The sequence below is a fragment of the Pseudomonas nunensis genome (genome assembly GCF_024296925.1).
Lineage (GTDB): Bacteria > Pseudomonadota > Gammaproteobacteria > Pseudomonadales > Pseudomonadaceae > Aquipseudomonas > Aquipseudomonas nunensis.
On sequence record NZ_CP101125.1, the window covers coordinates 3,384,802 to 3,403,115 of the forward strand.

Sequence of the window (18,314 nt, forward strand, 5' to 3'; positions counted from 1 at the left end):
AGAACCAGTGTGGGAGCGGGCTTGCTCGCGAAGAGGCCGTGTCAGTCGAATCAATGCTGACTGATACACCGCTTTCGCGAGCAAGCCCGCTCCCACAAGGGGTCAGGCGGTTTCCAGTGCCTTCACCTCAACCGCGCCCTTCACCTCAAACCGGTCCGCCAGGAACGGTGTGATGTCCAGCGGCAGCGGTTCGTGGTTCACCAGTTTATCCAGCAACACCCCGGTAATCGCCGACGTCAGGATGCCGGTGCGGAAGTGCCCGCAGGCATTCAGATACCCCTCCACTCCCTTCATCGGCCCCAGAATCGGTAATTCATCCGGCGACCCCGGACGCAGCCCGGCCCAGGTGCGCTTGAGATTCACGTCAGCCAGCTCCGGAATGCAGCGCACCGCGCCTTGCACCAGCCCGGCGATTTCCGGGTAGGTGGTAGTGACGTCGAAGCCTTTGTCTTCGGTGGTGCTGCCGATCAGGATTTCACCGTTGTCCTTCTGCGCCACGTAGCAATCGCTGGTGGTCAGGCAACCGCGCAGGATCTTCGGCATGCGCTCGGTCAGCAGGATTTGTCCCTTCACCGGGTTCACCGGTATGCGAATCCCGGTGGCCTGTTCGCTCAGGTCCGCCGCCCAGGCGCCCGCCGCATTGATCAGCGTGTCGCAATGAAACACCCCGGCCTCGGCGGTTTGCACGCCGGTGACCCGCGAGCCGTGGTGCAGCACCCCGGTGACGTTGGCGTTGAAATACAGGTCCACGCCGTTCTGTCGCGCGCCTTCGGTATAGGCATCGGCCAGGCGGAACGGGCTGACCTGGTGATCGCAAAGGAACTCCAGCGCTCCCCTCGCCTCGTGGCTGACGGCTGGCTCGGCTTCGCGCAGGGCGGCCTGATCGAGCCAGCGCACCTGATCCGCCAAATGCGGAATGCAGGCAACGATATGCTCGGCGTAGAGCCGGTCTTCATCGTCGTAGATCACAAACTTCAGTCCGGTCTTCTCGAACTTGAAATCCATCCCGTGGTTGTCTTGCAACTCCTTGTGCAGCGCCGGGTACATCGCGTTGGATTGCAAGGCGAAATCAAAGAACGACTGCGGCAGGATGTGCGGCGTGCTGGAATCCACCACTACCGCTGAGCCGTGGGCTTCGCGCTTGCGATTGGCCGACATCATGCGAAAGAAAATCACCCCGCAGCCCAACCCCACTGACTCGCCAATAGCCCACAAGCCACCGGCCGAGGCCCGGGTCGCGTTGCCCGGACGCTTGAAGTCGATCAGCGCCACCTTGAGGTTTTTGCGCTTGGACAACTGATAGGCGCAGGACGCCCCGATCACACCGCCGCCGGCGATGACCACGTCATAGAACTTACTCATGGTTGGCAGTCTCCGTGGCGGCGTTGTGGAAGGCTGAAAACGGAATCGGATCGATGGGAAAACGCGGTCGCAGCCAGCCCACATCCTGACGCCCAGTGGCTTCGCGCAACCGGTCGCTGCAATAACCGACGCACATCCGGCCCTGACAATCGCCCATGCTGACCCGGGTGCGCATTTTCAGGCTGGCCATGTCTTGCACGCCTTGCTCCAGCGCCCGGTCGATGTCGGCGCGGGTTGCGTGTTCGCAGCGGCAGATCACCGTGTCAGCGGCAGGCAATGCGGTCTGCCCGGCACCGCGTTCGGTGTAGCGATCGACCGCCGCACGAAAGCGCACAATCGCCTTGAATTTCGACAGATAGCGGTCACGTCGGACCAACGCCAGTTTCTTGTCCAGTACGTCCCGTTGCAACAGGATCGATAGCGCCGCGATCCGCCCGGCGAACATTGCCGCTTCGCCACCGCGAATCCCGCCCATGTCACCGGCCAGGTGCACGTGGGGCTCGTTGCTTTGCTGCCAGATATTGGCGCTGGCCCGCAGGTAGCCGTCATCGCTGAAGCCATGGTTCAGGCCCATTTGCTGGCTAAGTTGAGTGCGTGGGATAAAGCCGTAGCCGACCGCCAGGGTCTGGACGGCAATGGTTTCGGCGCGACTCAGGTCCGGTTCCCAAGTGCGGGAATACGGCGCCACGGTGACGGATTTCAACTCGCCCTCACCCTGGGCCGCAACTACGCCCCAGCCGTAATGCATCGGGATGCCGTGCAGTTTCAAGAACGTCAACATGCTCAAGCCATCGAGAAACAGCTGCGGTTTGTTCAGCAACGCCAGGCTTTCCCGGGCGATCTTGCCAAACCCGCAGGCCTCGTAGACCCCGGCGACCGTGACCCCGGACGCGTGCAACTGACACGCCACCAGCGGCAGCAACGGACCGGTGCCGGTAATGACCACCGGGCCCTGAGGCTTGACCACGCCGCTCTTGATTTGCAACTGCAGCCCGCCGAGCAGAATCACGCCAGGCAAGGTCCAGCCGGGAAACGGCACGCTGCGTTCATGGCAACCGGCCGCCAGCAGCAGTTGCGGATACTCGAATTCGTGCAAGCGCTCGTCGCCATCCAGCACCACCAGTGCACGAGTGCCCTCGGCACCGACCACGCGATGATTGAGCCGCACATCGATCAGCCCCGACTGTTCCTGGAATTCACCGTGCAAGCGGCTCAGGATTTCTGAATAGCGTGGCCCCAGATAGTCGAGCTGAACGCCATCGCGCAACGGCCCGCGATAGACCACACCGCCAAGCCGCGAGGCTTCTTCCAGCAAGGTGCTGCGCACACCGTGCCGAGCCAGTTCAATGGCCGCGGCCATGCCCGCCGGGCCGCCGCCGACGATCACCGGATGCAGGCTCATAAGGCCTCCTGCTCGGCGATGCGATTGACCTGGGTTTCGACGATCATGCCGTCACGCGCGATCGTCTGGCACGCGCGACGCTTGTGGCGGCCGTTGATTTTCACCAGGCAGCACTGGCACACGCCCATGCCGCAATAGGCGCCGCTGATCTGATCGTGATCGTTACGAGCCACCTGGCGCAGGCCAAGGGACTGGATGACCGTGAGGACGGTTTCGCCGATGGCGGCGCTGACCGGTTGGCCGTTGATGTGCAAAGTCATATCCGCCCTGGCCAGCGGCTGGATATCGAAGGTTCTGTCTAAGCGTTGCATTGCAATGTTCTTCCGTGAAAGGTTCAGGTGGGTTCGTCAGCTCCATGCCGTACTACACCTTGCTGGCCAACTGAATACACAACAACGAGGAGGTCTGCATCGGTACTTCAACAGCGCAATAGCTGCGCATGAAAAGTACCTTAGCCGGTACAGCAGAGAGGGCCTGGATCTTTTACGTTAAGCGATATTTCAAAATTAAATATTGATCCACGCCAGTAAAAATGCCCTCCCCTCTAGCCCGGGCCTCAGTTGGAAAAAACGTACTGGCCCTTGATTTTTTTCGGCCCGATAAAATTCAGGTCAGGGAACAGCAGTGTCTTGAGCCATGCCACAAAAAACACCAAGCCCAGGCCGATCGCAGCGCCGATCAACGTCGATACCGGATCCTCGGAAAAACCCTTGAACACTTGCGAGGCCTGGCTAAGGGAAAGGATCACGTACACGGTGTAAAACTGCGCCCGGTACTTGTAGAAGCCGTAGGCGAACCACAACGGAATCAGCCCTCCAATCAACGTGAAAATCACCATCGCCTTCGGCCCGATCAGCGCGCCCAGGGAGAACCCCGTGAGTGCGCCGAGCAAGGCTTGAGCAATCATCAGCCCGAGCAACACCTTAACCTTGCCTTGATGCTGCGCATTACGTGCCGGGTCAGGGTGCGAACCGATCCAGTATGCCAACACGCGGTCCTTGACCGCCCCGCCGGAGAACGCCTTGAACGTCTCGGTTTTGGAACGCCCGGCGTCGAGCATCGCCGTGATTTGCTGTTTGATTTCCTTCTTGTTCAAGCTATTTCTCCCTGACACAACACAATTAAATGTGGGAGCGAGCCTGTGTGGCGAGGGGGCTTGCCCCCGTTGGGGCGCGAAGCGGCACTAAAACCTGCCATCACGATGCACCAGATGCACCGTATGCAAAGGCTTTACGACTTCTTCGCAGCCGAACGGGGGCAAGCCCCCTCACCACACAAGCCCGCTCCCACAGAGGATAAATCGCGTTACATATTGCCCCAGAAAGCAAAACGCCGCTTCTACCAGAGGCAGAAGCGGCAGAGGCATGAGCCTCAGAGGGATCAGTGCATGAACAGTGCGATCAAAATGATGATCGGGATTGGCACGCCAAGAAAGAACAGAAGTAGTGAGCGCATGATGATTCTCCCGGGTTAGCGAACAGGTGGCAGAGTGGTGGTGGTGACGTAGGCATCCGATTCCAGATACACCACGGCATCCCGACGACGACCGCCAAAGGTTGCGGCAAGGCTGGCGAAAAACGCACCGGCCAGCAGCGCGACGAACATCCACAACGCGGTCCAGGCAGCGACTTTGGCAGCGGTGTCAGCGGCTTGTTGAGCGGCAAGTTTGGCGTCGGCAATGGCTTTCTGAGTGCGGGCGTAAACCTCATCCACACGACGTTCGGCATCAGCCTGAGTCAAGTTGGTACGCTGGGCGACCAGTTGTGCGAGGTAGGTCCGGTCTTCAGCAGCCAGTTGGCCGTTATTGCTCAGGCTGCGTACGAAGATGCGGGTCACGGTGCCACGGGCGGCGTCATCGCTGACGGCGGCCGGACGATCATCGCGGAACAGGCTATCGATGAAGTAACCGTACTGGTCACTGTTGGTGTTACCGGCAGCTGTGCCCGCCGCTTGAGTCACGGCACTTGCAGCGCCACCGGCGACACTCGCCCCGGCCTGCACACCACCGCTGACAATGCTGCTGACCGAACCGACCACCAGGGTCGCGGTTACCAGAGTTGCCACGCACCAAGCCAGGAAGCCATGGGCGGTATCACGGAAATACACTTCATCACCGTGCATGTTGGCCCACTTCACCCGCAGGCGACCGGCGATGTAGCCGCCGAGCCCGGATGCCACGATTTGCGTGACCGCCAGCCAGATGATCGTTGAAATGCCCAGGCCCTTGGCGCTGACGCCCTCGTTGGCCCACGGTGAGACAGCCGAAAAGCCCAGGCCGAAGCCGAGCAATACCAGAATCAACGACAACGCCGCTGCGGCAGCAGCCCCGGCGAAGATCGCGCCCCAGGACACGCCCGAGAGCGTGCTTGACTCTTCTGCGGCAGGATAAAAACCCTCTGAGGATCTATTCATTATTGTTCAGCTCCAGGCATGAAAGATGGTGTTACAACTCTTCGAAAGAGGAATTGCAGGCACCGTGCCAGTCGCCTTATATAAATAAATCGTTCTATATCAACAGGTTAAAAATCCTAAAAATCCTAGGACCATGCATTTTGCAATAGCTGCTGAATATCAGCGGGTTTTATGCATTGAGACCTGACGTGCAAATAAACGCCCCACACGCAAGGTTCCTGAACCAACATGAAAGTTAATTTAATAAGCCGCGCGCATTTCTTGGCAAAATGCCCTCATTCTGTAACGAACTGAATAGCAGGCCCGCCCTATGACCCGCATCTTGACCATCGAAGACGACGCCGTGACCGCCCGCGAGATCGTGGCCGAATTGAGCAGCCACGGTCTGGACGTGGATTGGGTCGACAATGGCCGCGAAGGCCTGGCGCGCGCGGTCAGCGGCGACTACGACCTGATCACCCTCGACCGCATGCTGCCGGAGCTCGATGGCCTGGCCATCGTCACCACGTTGCGGACCATGGGCGTGGCCACGCCGATCCTGATGATCAGCGCCCTCTCCGATGTCGATGAGCGCGTGCGGGGGCTGCGGGCCGGTGGCGACGATTACCTGACCAAACCCTTCGCCACCGATGAAATGGCGGCGCGGGTGGAAGTGTTGCTGCGCCGGCAGAACACCGTCAGCGCCCAGGCCACCACATTGCGGGTAGCGGATCTGGAGCTGAACCTGATCAGCCACGAAGCCAGCCGCGACGGCGAATTGCTGACGCTGCTGCCCACCGAATACAAATTGCTGGAATTCCTGATGCGCAACACCGGGCAGATCCTGTCGCGCATGATGATTTTCGAAGAGGTCTGGGGTTATCACTTCGACCCCGGCACTAATCTGATCGACGTGCACATCGGCCGTTTGCGCAAGAAGATCGACCCACCCGGCAACGTCCCGTTGATCCGGACTGTGCGAGGCTCGGGGTATGTCATTGCTGAACCCCTCTAAAGGCTGGCGCTCTTCCAGCAGCCGCTTGCTGGCGCTCTACAGTTCACTGTTCGTGGCCTGGAGCGGGATTCTGATGGGGGTCATGTATTACGAGGTGTCCGGCTACCTGGACAACCTGGCCAAGCACTCGTTGATGCAACGCCAACACCTGTTTTCGCGCTTTCGCGGCGAACAACTGGTGGATGCCCTCGCCGCCAGCATGACTTTCGACATTCGTGGCATCGACGCCTACGGCCTGTTCGATGCCCAGCATCGCTACCTCAGTGGCGCCCTGCGCGAAATCCCGGCGGACCTGCCGCTGGATGCCCGAATTCACATGCTCGCCAACTGCGCCGAGTCCGACGACCCGACCCTGCCCGCCGACAGCTGCGACGCCGTGGCCACTCCGACGCTGGACGGTCGCTGGCTGGTACTGGTGCGCGACAACGGTTCGTTGTTCGCCGTGACCCAGATCATCCTCCACGCGTTGTTCTGGGGTGTGTCGCTGACCATCCTGCCCGGCATTGCTGGATGGCATCTGTTGCGCCGCCGTCCGTTGCGGCGCATCCGCGCGATCCAGGCCAGCGCCGAAGCCATCGTCGCGGGCGACTTGACCCATCGCTTGCCCCTGTCCAATCGCCGCGACGAACTGGACATGCTCGCCGCCATCGTCAACGCCATGCTCGAACGCATCGAGCGCTTGATGAACGAAGTCAAAGGCGTGTGCGACAACATCGCCCACGACCTGCGCACCCCGCTGACCCGCCTGCGCGCGCAGCTCTACCGAATCCAGCAACAGGCCGACGAGAGTTCGCCCCTGGTGCAGCAACTGGATTCTGTGCTGGCCGAGGCGGATACATTGATGGCGCGGTTTCGTGGATTGCTGCGGATTTCCGAACTGGAGGATCGTCAGCGACGTTCCGGTTTTGTGCAGCTCGATCCGGTGCCATTGCTGCGGGAACTGCATGACTTTTATCTGCCGCTGGCGGAGGAAGGAGAACTGTCTTTTCAGCTGCAATTGCCTGAGTCCTTGCCGACACTGAACGGCGACCGGGCGCTGTTGTTCGAAGCGGTTGCGAACCTGTTGAGCAACTCGATCAAATTCACCCCGCCCGGTGGCCAGGTAATCTTGCGCGGGATCAATCAAGGTGGGCATACGCGGATCGAAGTGCTCGACTCCGGGCCGGGAATTCCGCCGTCCGAACGGGAAGCGGTGTTCCAGCGATTCTATCGGGCCGAGGGTGGGAATCAGCAGAGCGGTTTCGGACTGGGTCTGTCGATCGTCGCGGCGATTGTCAGCCTGCACGGCTTCACCCTGGAAGTCGGCACCAGCGACAACGGCGGCGCGCGGTTGGCGCTGGATTGTCGGCAGAGTTTGATTCCACAAACCTGACTTACCTGACCTGATCGTTCCAACACAGAGCGTGGAAACGATCACCGAAACAATGAAGATCCCCTGTAGGAGCGAAGCTTGCTCGCGAAGACGGTGTGTCAGTCGATATGAATTTTGACTGATACACCGCCTTCGCGAGCAAGCTTCGCTCCTACAGGGAACCTGCAATGTGTGCAAAAAAGTGATGGTTTCGAGAGCCACTGACCACTCGTCTTAAACCCCTGCCCACCTGTAATTTCTGACAGTAGCCGCCGCGTCACCTTCGGTATTTCATAAGCCATGCCCCCACCGAATCCGCAGGTGCACCATGGCCACTGAACAACCGAACGCTGAAATCCAACTCAACTACCCGCCCACGATCCTCGGCGCCACCGAGGGCGTGACCCCCGACCCGCTGGTGCCGCAACCGGTGCGGGGGTTGCCGTTGTCGCTGTTCAGAATGGTGTTCAATCAGAAACTGGGTGTGCTGGCTAACGCGGTAACCGTCCTGGTGCCCCCACCGGCTCGTGAAGGCACCGGCAACGATCCCATTTCCATCGGCCTCGTGCTCAATGGTAATCCGTTGGGAGAGAAGCAAATTCCGGATAATGATCGAGACGAAACCACCTCGTTCTATCTGTTTGAATCGACGCTGTTGGATGGCAGCAATAACAAGCTGGAATACAAAGTCCGCCGTCCCACCGGCAATGTGGGCGACTCGGCCCCGTTGTACCTGCTCTACAGCGCCCATTTGCCCGGCGGCAATGACGTCCCCGGCAACGACGACCACCCTTACCTTCACATCAGCCTGCCGCCCGAACTGGGCAACCCGGCATTCATCGGCAAGGACGACATCGATCAAGGGGTGAAACTCAGAATCGCCTACCCGTTTTGCAAAAAGTACGACAAGTGCACTGTGAAAATGCTGCGCCCACGCTTCGACATCGCGCTGCCCCCCCCTGGGCCGGATTGCACGTACGAAGTCACCCTCACCCGCGAGATGTTCGAACAGGCCGGGGGCAGTCATCCGGCGTTTCCGTTTTCCTACACCATCGTCGATCAACTGAACAACGCGACGGATAAGTTTCGCTGGTCGGCCATCATCACGGCAGACGTGGACATGGACGTGGTGACGGTGCCGCCGCCAATCCTGCGCGAGGACAGGGACGACTCTATGGACGATCCCACGAAGGTTGATCGCAAACTGCTCGAGGGTGGGCCATTGCTGGTTGTGGTGATACCCGAGGCGCCGAAATTCGAGGTGGGCGACCGGGTTGAAGGCCTCTACACCGGGAGCCCGTCCGGGGTGAGCGTGCCGTTCAGCGGCACCATCAGCAAAGACGGTTTTAACCGATTCGATCCCTGCGTGATGGAGATCCCGAACGACAGGGTCGTGCTCAACGACAACGTGAAGGCCGAGTATTCCCTGTTCCGAGCCGGCGTGAAAGTAGGCCGGTCGAGTGTCGCCGAAGCGCTGGTAATCGATTCCACAACCGCCATTCCCTTGAACCCACCGACGTTAGAGCTACCGGCCACCAACCCGATTAATGCGCTGGATTACGATGCGGGCGTGACCGTGCGTGTGACGTTTACCGGTAATCCCGGTGATCAGGCCCGACTGAAAGAGCTCAACCCCGCGCCGGGCGCCGGGCCGTTTCCGGTGCAGGACATCGTCGGCGGGCGGTCCGATTTCACCCTCAGCCAGGCGAATCTGGCAGCCCGCCAGAACAGTGTTATTGAGCTGACCTGGGAATTGATTCGCGGCGGGATGCCGGCCGGAGAGTCGGCGGCGTTGCGGTTGAGCGTGAACCGGATGATCGATGGCGACCCTCGGTTAACAACCCCCACTGCTCCCCCCGGAAACATTACCTCTACGCTGGATCTGAGCAGTTTCACTGGCAATACCACCGCTCAGCTCAAGGCTTGGCGCGGGATTGCACTGGGACAACCGTTTTGGCTGTCGTGCGAAGGTACCAACAGCAGTGGCGCGCCGGTCACGCTGCCCCTCTATCAGGGCGTGCCCATCGGCTCGGTGGGTGATCAGAGCGGTGTGGTGACGCGGGCGTTTCTGGATCAGTTGGCGGATGGTTCGCAGATCAGGGTGTTGGCGGCGGTAAATTTTGATGGAGTGGCGAATGAAGCGACGGCGGTGAAGTTTCCGGTGCGGACTTATACGGTCAAGGCTGTTGCGTTGGAGAACCCAATCATTACCTCGGTGAAAGGTTCACCAAGCAACGTCGAGATTCCCAATGACGGCACCACCGTCGAAACCAGCGTCATCCTCACCGGCACCGCCAGCAAAAGTCAGAAGGTGCAGATCCTCGACGGGACCACCTCAAAAGGAGAAGCCACTGCTGATGCAACCACCGGCATCTGGACCCTGACGGTGTCGTCGTTGAGCGTGGCGGGCCACAGTTTTACCGCAAAAGCCTTGTATGGCAGCGGCGCCACGTCAGCGGCGCGGACCTTGACCGTAACCGCCGTTGTGGTGCCCACCCTCACCTCCGTGAAGGGTTCGCCGAGTGGCGTCGAGATTCCCGACAATACCACTACTGTCGAAACCACGGTCACCCTGACCGGTACCGCCAGCAAAGGTCAACAAGTCGAAATTTTTGACGGTTCCGGTTCAAGCGCGGTTTCCAAAGGAACCGTGACGGCTAATGCCACCACCGGGGTTTGGGAACTCCGAAACATCCCCCTAGTGCAAGGCGCACACCGCTTGTATGCGCAGTCGAAATATCACAACACCCCAATCTATTCCAACGTACGTAACTTGACCGTAACGGCGTCGAGCGCGCCTACCATCACCTCGGTCAAAGGCTCGCCCAGTGGTGTCGAGATTCCCAACGACGGCCTCACTGTCGAGACCAGCGTCATCCTCACCGGTGTGGCCAGCAAAGGTCAGAAGGTGCAGATCCTGGACGGGACCACCTCCAAAGGAGAAGCCACGGCCAATGCAACCACCGGAATCTGGACCCTGACGGTGTCGTCGTTGAGCGTGGCGGCCCACAGTTTTACTGCGAAAGCCTTGTATGGCAGCGGCGCTACGTCAGCAGCGCGGACCTTGACCGTGACCGCCGTGGTCGCGCCCACCATCACCTCGGTCAAAGGCTCGCCAAGTAACGTCGAGATTCCCAATGGCGGTACCACCGTCGAAACCAGCGTGATCCTCACCGGCGCTGCCAGCAAAGGTCAGAAGGTGCAGATCCTGGACGGGACCACCTCCAAAGGAGAAGCCACGGCCAATGCAACCACCGGAATCTGGACCCTGACGGTGTCGTCGTTGAGCGTGGCGGCCCACAGTTTTACTGCGAAAGCCTTGTATGGCAGCGGCGCTACGTCAGCAGCGCGGACCTTGACTGTGACCGCCGTGGTCGCGCCCACCATCACCTCGGTCAAAGGCTCGCCAAGTAACGTCGAGATTCCCAATGGCGGTACCACCGTCGAAACCAGCGTGATCCTCACCGGCGCTGCCAGCAAAGGTCAGAAGGTGCAGATCCTCGACGGGACCACCTCCAAAGGGGAAGCCACGGCCAATGCAACCACCGGCATCTGGACCCTGACGGTGTCGTCGTTGACCGTGGCGGCGCACAGTTTTACTGCGAAAGCCTTGTATGGCAGCGGCGCCACTTCGGCGGCGCGAACCTTGACCGTGACCGCCGTTGTGGTGCCCACCCTCACCTCCGTGAAGGGTTCGCCGAGTGGCGTCGAGATTCCCGACAATGGCGTCACGATCGAAACCACCGTCACCCTGACCGGCACCGCCAGCCGGGGTCAGATCGTTGAAGTTTTCGACGGCACTGGCCCAAGTGCAGTGTCCAAAGGAACCGCAACGGCGAATGCCACCACCGGGATCTGGACACTGAACATCCCCGTCGCGGCAGGCGCACATCGCTTCGCTGCGCAATCGAAGTATCACAGCACCCCGACCTATTCAAACGTGCGCCTCTTGACGGTGGTGGCCGTGGTGATTCCCACCATCTCCTCGGTCAAAGGCTCGCCAAGCAACGTCGAGATTCCCGACAATGGCGTCACGATCGAAACCACCGTCACCCTGACCGGCACCGCCAGCCGGGGTCAGATCGTTGAAGTTTTCGACGGCACTGGCCCAAGTGCAGTGTCCAAAGGAACCGCAACGGCGAATGCCACCACCGGGATCTGGACACTGAACATCCCCGTCGCGGCAGGCGCACATCGCTTCGCTGCGCAATCGAAGTATCACAGCGCCCCGACCTATTCAAACGTGCGCCTCTTGACGGTCGTGGCCGTGGTGATTCCCACCATCTCCTCGGTCAAAGGTTCGCCAAGCAACGTCGAGATTCCCGACAATGGCACCACGGTTGAAACCACCGTCACCTTGACCGGCACCGCCAGCCGGGGTCAGACCGTTGAGGTTTTCGACGGCACTGGCCCAAGCGCAGTGTCCAAAGGAACCGCAACGGCGAATGCCACCACCGGGATCTGGACACTGAACATCCCCGTCGCGGCAGGCGCACATCGCTTCGCTGCGCAATCGAAGTATCACAGCACCCCGACCTATTCAAACGTGCGCCTCTTGACGGTGGTCACCGCGGTCTCTGGCACCGAGTATTTTCCAAGCACGGTTAGATTTATTCTATATAAAACAGGAGAGAACCATACAAGCGCAAGTGGATTAAATTTTTATTTGCTAACACCCGCCTACCCAAACACTCCATATACTTATGGAGCCGCAGCAAACCTATATGTTTACGCCAACACCTTGAGTGTACATACAGCAATAAAAATAACCCTGACAAAAGGAGTCGCACGATCAATTGAATTTGAGCATAACTATCAAATGCCATCAGCAAAATCTGGAACTGTGACTTTTTATGATTTAAATGGGAACCCCATAACTAGCTTAGATCTTTTCAGCCCAAACACTTCGTACCCTTTTAATGCGAAATTTACTTGGACCGCACCACAAGGCACTTACTTTTCTTACTTTAAAATAGTGAGAGATGAATTCCTTCCAGCCGCCGATATCACTATTCTAAACATCAGATGGTTTGGTTTGGTTTAGAAATTTTTAAATTAGGGGGCGGCTTTATTAACAGGCTGCACACCAACTCTTTAGGAACAGCCGGAGGATGCGGTCTTTTGAACTTGATTTCCAGGGACAAGATCAAAAGATCGCAGAATTGGTTATTTCCTATGAGATCAATATCAGGCCCAGAAGATGCCTACAGGAAAAGCAGCCATTTCCGGCCCTGCCCCAGTTGACTGCCCTGCCCTCTCTCCCTATCCTCGCGCCTGTCACGACTGATTCGTGATCGGGTTTGACGGCCTGGACTTCCTTACTACGCGCATAGCCTTTCTCTGCTCGTGCACTTCTGTGCCCGTTCATTGCATATGGCGACTGTGCGTGGGGCATCTTCGGATGCGCCGGGTTAGTGAGGACCGGTCCGTCAACCTGCGCACAGTTGCCACCCTATTCGTTTGACGGCGATTTCGTGGCAGCTCTTTTTGAACCAAAAGGAGTTACCTCACTTATGACCAATCCAACCACAAAATCCACCCCCTTCGCCCGCTGCGATCACGTCGACCATCACCTCTTCGCCGTACAACCCGGCATTCCCCTTCTCGACGCGCTGGAGCACGCCTCGGTCTACCTCAGTTGCGCCGAAGCCCTCGCCCATCAAGCCCCGAACGCCACCCGCCCGGAGCACACTGCGACATTGCGTTGGGCCAGCAAGCAAATGCTCGGCACTGCGAGTTCGTTGCTTCAAGCCTCGATCGACGGCATGCACGCGGCGCAAGTGGGAGGTGAGGCATGAATTCGCATATGCCGATGACCAACAATGATTGCGATATCCCGGTGTTGCTGGTGGCCACCTAAGCACCTCTGGATGTGTTGCTCAGCAATTCCGCGACGCGTTTTTTGGCTGGGACGCAGATGATGGAGAGCCTGGCCAGTCTGGATATCACCCAGGCCAAAGGCGCGGATGTGCAGCAACTGCCCAACGCGGCGGCGCTGTTGTTGCGTGACGGCTGAGATGTGATGGATGTGTTGGGGCGGCAGATTCGGGCTCACGGGTAACAAGACCCGGATGATGGCGTTGACTGGCCGGGCCTCTTCGCGAGCAGGCTCGCTCCCACAGGGGACCTTCGGTGGAAGCAGAATCTGTGTCCGTCGCCAGCCCCTGTAGGAGCGAAGCTTGCTCGCGAAGACGGAGTGTCAGTCGATATCTATTTTGACTGATACACCGCTTTCGCGAGCAAGCCCGCTCCCACAGGGGGTTTTGCGGTGGGGCTTAGGCCGGGTAGTTGGCCCGCAGGGCTTCTAGGCCGCCCTTGTAGATCCCGTTGAACAGCGCTTCGACTTCTTCATCGGTCACGCCTTTGGCAGTGAACCGGCCGGACCAGGTCACGCGAGCGCCCTGCCCTTGTGCTTCAACACGCAACGTCGCGAGGTAGTCGGTGGCCGGGAACGGTGCTTGCTCGATCGAGTAGCTGTAGGTTTTGCCCGCGTTGTCGAACGCTTGCAGGCGCTCAACCACCACGGCGCCATCCGCCGTTTGCAGGCTGCGTACTCGGCCGCCTTCGCTCAGTTCGCTTTTTACAATAAACGGCAGCCAGTCCGGCAGCGAGTCGAAGCCGCCGATCAATTGCCAGACCTGATCGGCCGAAGCCGGGATGTCGATAGTTGCTGATGCAGTTGCCATAAATGAATGTCTCTCTATGAATTCAGTTCAGATTGCCATGCTGTCGACGACACCGCCATCCACGCGCAATGCCGCGCCGGTGGTGGCCGAGGACAGTGGCGAGGCGATGTAGGCCACCAGGTTGGCGACTTCTTCGACATCGGCCACGCGCTGGATGATCGAGCTCGGGCGCGCCTTGCGTACGAAGACATCGGCTTCTTCCCGGGCGCTGCGGCCGGACTCGGCGGTGGCGTCCTTGAGCATCTGTTCCAGACCATCGGTGAAAGTCGGGCCGGGCAGGATCGCGTTGACGGTCACACCAGTGCCGGCCAGGCGCTTGGCCAAACCGTGGGACACCGCCAGGTTGGCGCTTTTGGTCACGCCATAGTTGATCATGTCGGCCGGGATCGCCACCCCGGACTCCGAGGACAGGAAGATCACCCGGCCCCAACCATTCTTGACCATTTCGGGCGTGTAATGCCGGGACAGGCGCACGCCGGAGATCACGTTGACTTCATAGAAGCGCGTCCACTCGCTGTCCGGTGCGTCGAAGAAATCCACGTCGTCGAAGATCCCTAGGTTGTTCACCAGGATGTCAGCTCGCGGTTCGGCGGCGAACAATTGCTCGGCGCCTTCAGCGGTGCCGAGGTCGGCGGTCAGGCCACGCAATTGCGCGCCCGGCACGCTGTCGCGAATGCTCGCCAGTGCCTGTTCAACCTTGGCCGAGTCGCGGCCGATCACCACCACCGTGGCGCCGCACTCGGCCAGCGCTTTGCTGATGCCCAGACCAATGCCGGCCGTGCTGCCGCTGACGATGGCGAGTTTTCCAGTCAGATCGATTTTCATGCTCAACCTCCAATGATTGGCAGTGGTGCGCGCTCGGAAACCAGTTTCGCGTCACGCAATGCCTGCCAGAACGCCGCAGGAATGACCTCCGACAACGCGGCTACATCTTCCGCGATGCGGTCAGGACGGCTCGAACCCGGAATTACCGCTGCCACTGCCGGGTTGGCCAGGGAGAATTGCAACGCCGCCGCTTTGATACTCACGCCATGCGCCGCTGCAATTCGCTTGATTTGCTCGACTTTGTTGATGATCGCCGGGCTCGCTTTTTGATATTCGAAGTGCGTACCGCCGGCCAGGATGCCGGAGCTGTAAGGACCACCGACGACGATTTCAACGTTCTGCGCCAGGGCGGAGTCCATCAAGCGTTGCAAGGCGCGGTCATGGTCCAGCAGCGTGTAGCGACCGGCCAACAGGAAACCGTCCGGTTGGGCTTCGGTGAGGTCCAGGGTCAGTTCGCACGGCTCGACCTTGTTTACGCCCAACCCCCAGCCCTTGATCACGCCTTCTTCGCGCAAACGAGTCAGCACTTTGAACGCGCCGGTGCGGGCCTGATTGAAGTATTCCAGCCATTGATCGCCGTAGAAATCCTGGGCGATGTCGTGAATCCAGACGATGTCCAGGCGATCGGTTTGCAGGCGCTTGAGGCTGTCTTCGATCGAACGCATCGTCGCGTCGGCGCTGTAGTCGTTGACGATTTTGTTCGGGCGACCGTGTTCGAATACGCCGGCCTTCTCGCCGAGGTCACGGGCGGCGGTGTCTTCGATTTCATCGAGGATCACCCGGCCGACTTTGCTGCTGAGCACGTAGTCGTCGCGGTTGTATTGGGCCAACGCGGTGCCGAGGCGGATTTCCGACAGGCCCGAACCGTAGAACGGCGCGGTGTCGAAGTAACGCACGCCGGCATCCCAGGCGGCGTGCACGGTGGCCATCGCCTCTTCTTCCGGGATGGCGCGGAACATGTTGCCCAATGGGGCGGTGCCGAAACCCAGCGCGCCGGGCAGTTTGTCTTTCAAGCTCATGGGTGATTCCTCTTGAGTGTCGAGGTCAGCTTTGGTGACCGTTGAGCCGATCGTAGATTGCCGTGGTCGGACCGTCCAAGACATAATGCGCAGCACTTGAGTCCCCAGAGGTCTGACATGATCGACATCCGCCAATTGCGCTACTTCGTCGCCGTCGCCGAGGAAGAACACGTCGGTCGCGCCGCCGAACGCCTGCACATTTCCCAGTCGCCCCTGAGCCGGCAGATCGCCCAGCTCGAAGAACGCCTGGGCCTGACCCTGTTCGAGCGTAGCCAACAGCGCATCCGCCTGACCCGCGACGGCCAGACCTTCCTGGCTGAAACTCGCGCCTTATTGACCCACGCCAATCGTCTGGAATCGTTGGGCAAGCGCCTCGGTCGCGGTGAAGAAGGCGGCTTGTGCATCGGCTATATCGAAAACGCCATGCACGCTGGCGTGTTGCCGAATGCCCTGCGCGTGTTGCGGGTGGACCGGCCGAATGTGCACGTCGCGCTGTACAACTTGAGCTCTGCGGAACAATTGGAAGGCCTTCGCCAGCGTAGTCTGGATATTGCCCTGGTGAGCGAGCCGCCCGTCGCCGACGACCCGGACTTGTTGGGTTTTCAAGTGCTGGACGACCCGATGCTGCTGGCCTTGCCTGAGCATCACCCGCTGGCGCATCAGGCCACGTTGGGCCCAGCAGACCTGGCTGATCAGGAATGGATCGGCGTGCAGCACCGGCAGAATTGCGCGAGTCGCGAAGACTTCGTCAGCGCCTGCATTCGTGCCGGGTTTACGCCGGATATTCGGATGGAAGCGACGGAGCCATTTACTGCGCTGGGGCTGGTGGCGTCAGGGCTGGGGATTGCGATGATTCAGAAAGGGTTAAGCCGTAATGCACCGCCGGGAGTGGTGTTGCGGGAAGTGCCGTGGATTTCGTTTACCACGCCGCTGTGGGCGGCGTGGCACCGGATCAATTTGCGGCCGCTGGTGGAGACGTTCAGGAAAGTGCTGACTGAACCCGCACAGCAACCGGTCTACAACAACACCACAAAACCCTGTGGGAGCGAGCTTGCTCGCGATAGCGGACTGTCAGCCAACATCTATGTTGAATGACCCACCGCAATCGCGAGCAAGCTCGCTCCCACAGTTGATTTGTGGTGTTCAACGGATCTCGGCCAGGACCCGCTCCGCCAACGCCAGGCAACTGGTCAACCCCGGCGATTCAATGCCGAATAGATTCACCAACCCCGGCACACCATGCTGCGCCGGTCCGCTGATGATGAAGTCGGCGGCCGGTTCGGTCGGTCCAGTAATCTTCGGCCGAATGCCGCTGTAAGCCGGTTGCAGACTGCCATCCGGCAACCCCGGCCAGTAACGGCGGATTGCCTGGTAAAAACCATCCGCCCGACGTGGATCGACGCGGTAGTCGATGTGCTCTACCCATTCCACGTCCGGCCCGAACCGCGCCTGGCCGCCCAGATCCAGCGTCATGTGCACACCCAAACCAGCACTTTCCGGTGCTGGGTACACCAAGTGCCGAAACGGCGCCCGACCGCTGAAACTGAAGTAACTGCCTTTGCACAATCGCGCTTCTGGAACGTACTGCTGTGGCAAGCCGCTGATCCGGCTCGCCACCTCAGGCGCAGATAACCCGGCACAGTTGATCAACTCTCGGCAGCTCAGGTTCATGGGTTGCACGCCGCCCATTTGCAGTTCAAATCCCTGCTCAATGCAGCGCGCCGCCAGCAGTGGCGTTTGAAACGCAACCGACGCACCCGACGCTTCCGCATCCCCTTGCAGCGCCAGCATCAACCCATGGGAATCGACGATGCCGGTGGACGGCGACCAGAGCGCAGCGACGCAGGACAACTCAGGCTCAAGCGCGCGTGCTTCAGCAGCATCCAACCATTGCAAATCATCAACGCCGTTGTTCAACCCCTGCGCCAGCAACCGTTGCAACGCCGCTCGCTTATCCTCATCGGTCGCAACAATCAACTTGCCCAGCCGCTGATATTCAACGCCACGCTCATCGCAAAAGGCATACAACCGTTGCTTGCCCTCGACACACAGTTGCGCCTTGAGGCTGCCACTCGGGTAATAAATCCCCGCGTGAATAACCTCAGAATTGCGCGAGCTGATGCCCACGCCAATCCCCTCGCCGGCCTCGACCACAATGACTTCGCGCCCGCTCAAGGCCAACGCCCGAGCCACCGCCAGACCGACCACGCCGGCCCCGACCACCACGCATTCGATATCGACGCTCACCTGCCCTCCGCTCATT

At 59.9% G+C, this 18,314-nt stretch carries 14 protein-coding genes; 5 read left to right on the forward strand and 9 right to left on the reverse strand.

Annotation, left to right across the window (positions count from 1 at the left end; translation table 11 throughout):
- Positions 1–102: 102 nt before the first annotated feature.
- The 5 genes from hcnC to NK667_RS14445 all read right to left on the reverse strand — a co-directional run bounded on the left by hcnC (position 103) and on the right by NK667_RS14445 (position 5,176).
- Complete coding sequence (gene hcnC / locus NK667_RS14425; protein ID WP_054615188.1) at positions 103–1,362, reverse strand: cyanide-forming glycine dehydrogenase subunit HcnC; 1,260 nt, start codon at positions 1,360–1,362, stop codon at positions 103–105.
- Positions 1,355–2,764, reverse strand: coding sequence for a cyanide-forming glycine dehydrogenase subunit HcnB (gene hcnB, locus NK667_RS14430; RefSeq protein ID WP_054615189.1), 1,410 nt, complete (start codon positions 2,762–2,764; stop codon positions 1,355–1,357). The genes hcnC and hcnB overlap by 8 nt, the downstream gene beginning before the upstream one ends.
- Entirely contained in the window at positions 2,761–3,075 is a 315-nt protein-coding gene (gene hcnA / locus NK667_RS14435; RefSeq protein ID WP_054615190.1) for a cyanide-forming glycine dehydrogenase subunit HcnA, read from the reverse strand. Before hcnA ends, hcnB begins: the two co-directional genes overlap by 4 nt.
- Before the next feature lie 245 nt (positions 3,076–3,320).
- Positions 3,321–3,860: a hypothetical protein gene (locus tag NK667_RS14440; RefSeq protein WP_054615191.1), complete on the reverse strand. Its 540-nt coding sequence runs from the start codon at positions 3,858–3,860 to the stop codon at positions 3,321–3,323.
- A 374-nt stretch (positions 3,861–4,234) separates the two neighbouring features.
- On the reverse strand, positions 4,235–5,176 hold the full coding sequence (locus tag NK667_RS14445) for a hypothetical protein (protein WP_054615193.1): 942 nt from the start codon (positions 5,174–5,176) through the stop codon (positions 4,235–4,237).
- 310 nt (positions 5,177–5,486) lie between these two features.
- Between NK667_RS14445 and NK667_RS14450 the strand changes: the two genes are divergently transcribed.
- The 4 genes from NK667_RS14450 to NK667_RS14465 all read left to right on the forward strand — a co-directional run bounded on the left by NK667_RS14450 (position 5,487) and on the right by NK667_RS14465 (position 13,319).
- Complete coding sequence (locus NK667_RS14450) at positions 5,487–6,170, forward strand: response regulator transcription factor (protein ID WP_054054468.1); 684 nt, start codon at positions 5,487–5,489, stop codon at positions 6,168–6,170.
- On the forward strand, positions 6,148–7,542 hold the full coding sequence (locus tag NK667_RS14455; protein ID WP_054615194.1) for a sensor histidine kinase: 1,395 nt from the start codon (positions 6,148–6,150) through the stop codon (positions 7,540–7,542). The genes NK667_RS14450 and NK667_RS14455 overlap by 23 nt, the downstream gene beginning before the upstream one ends.
- A 307-nt stretch (positions 7,543–7,849) precedes the next feature.
- Complete coding sequence (locus NK667_RS14460; RefSeq protein ID WP_254744635.1) at positions 7,850–12,565, forward strand: Ig-like domain-containing protein; 4,716 nt, start codon at positions 7,850–7,852, stop codon at positions 12,563–12,565.
- Positions 12,566–13,034: 469 nt separating this feature from the next.
- Positions 13,035–13,319 (forward strand): DUF3077 domain-containing protein, encoded by a 285-nt coding sequence (locus NK667_RS14465; RefSeq protein ID WP_054615197.1) that lies wholly within the window; start codon positions 13,035–13,037, stop codon positions 13,317–13,319.
- A gap of 477 nt (positions 13,320–13,796) precedes the next feature.
- On the opposite strand, the gene NK667_RS14470 is transcribed toward NK667_RS14465, so the two are convergent.
- The 3 genes from NK667_RS14470 to NK667_RS14480 are packed head-to-tail and all read right to left on the reverse strand — an operon-like array spanning position 13,797 to position 16,051.
- Positions 13,797–14,207 (reverse strand): SRPBCC family protein, encoded by a 411-nt coding sequence (locus NK667_RS14470; protein ID WP_054615198.1) that lies wholly within the window; start codon positions 14,205–14,207, stop codon positions 13,797–13,799.
- Between the two features lie 27 nt (positions 14,208–14,234).
- Positions 14,235–15,032: an SDR family NAD(P)-dependent oxidoreductase gene (locus NK667_RS14475; protein ID WP_054052681.1), complete on the reverse strand. Its 798-nt coding sequence runs from the start codon at positions 15,030–15,032 to the stop codon at positions 14,235–14,237.
- A gap of 2 nt (positions 15,033–15,034) precedes the next feature.
- Positions 15,035–16,051 (reverse strand): aldo/keto reductase, encoded by a 1,017-nt coding sequence (locus tag NK667_RS14480; protein ID WP_054615199.1) that lies wholly within the window; start codon positions 16,049–16,051, stop codon positions 15,035–15,037.
- Between the two features lie 117 nt (positions 16,052–16,168).
- Here NK667_RS14480 and NK667_RS14485 point away from each other — a divergent pair, with 117 nt between their 5' ends.
- Positions 16,169–17,146, forward strand: a complete 978-nt coding sequence (locus NK667_RS14485; RefSeq protein ID WP_054615200.1) for a LysR substrate-binding domain-containing protein — start codon at positions 16,169–16,171, stop codon at positions 17,144–17,146.
- A 48-nt stretch (positions 17,147–17,194) separates the two neighbouring features.
- On the opposite strand, the gene NK667_RS14490 is transcribed toward NK667_RS14485, so the two are convergent.
- On the reverse strand, positions 17,195–18,298 hold the full coding sequence (locus tag NK667_RS14490; RefSeq protein WP_054616268.1) for an NAD(P)/FAD-dependent oxidoreductase: 1,104 nt from the start codon (positions 18,296–18,298) through the stop codon (positions 17,195–17,197).
- Between the last annotated feature and the right edge of the window lie 16 nt (positions 18,299–18,314).

Bases quoted from the DNA above. Each gene is read 5' to 3' on its own strand.
- hcnC (WP_054615188.1), bottom strand. From the start codon at position 1,362: ATGAGTAAGTTCTATGACGTGGTCATCGCCGGCGGCGGTGTGATCGGG.
- hcnB (WP_054615189.1), bottom strand. From the start codon at position 2,764: ATGAGCCTGCATCCGGTGATCGTCGGCGGCGGCCCGGCGGGCATGGCC.
- hcnA (WP_054615190.1), bottom strand. From the start codon at position 3,075: ATGCAACGCTTAGACAGAACCTTCGATATCCAGCCGCTGGCCAGGGCG.
- NK667_RS14445 (WP_054615193.1), bottom strand. From the start codon at position 5,176: ATGAATAGATCCTCAGAGGGTTTTTATCCTGCCGCAGAAGAGTCAAGC.
- NK667_RS14450 (WP_054054468.1), top strand. From the start codon at position 5,487: ATGACCCGCATCTTGACCATCGAAGACGACGCCGTGACCGCCCGCGAG.
- NK667_RS14455 (WP_054615194.1), top strand. From the start codon at position 6,148: ATGTCATTGCTGAACCCCTCTAAAGGCTGGCGCTCTTCCAGCAGCCGC.
- NK667_RS14460 (WP_254744635.1), top strand. From the start codon at position 7,850: ATGGCCACTGAACAACCGAACGCTGAAATCCAACTCAACTACCCGCCC.
- NK667_RS14465 (WP_054615197.1), top strand. From the start codon at position 13,035: ATGACCAATCCAACCACAAAATCCACCCCCTTCGCCCGCTGCGATCAC.
- NK667_RS14470 (WP_054615198.1), bottom strand. From the start codon at position 14,207: ATGGCAACTGCATCAGCAACTATCGACATCCCGGCTTCGGCCGATCAG.
- NK667_RS14475 (WP_054052681.1), bottom strand. From the start codon at position 15,032: ATGAAAATCGATCTGACTGGAAAACTCGCCATCGTCAGCGGCAGCACG.
- NK667_RS14480 (WP_054615199.1), bottom strand. From the start codon at position 16,051: ATGAGCTTGAAAGACAAACTGCCCGGCGCGCTGGGTTTCGGCACCGCC.
- NK667_RS14485 (WP_054615200.1), top strand. From the start codon at position 16,169: ATGATCGACATCCGCCAATTGCGCTACTTCGTCGCCGTCGCCGAGGAA.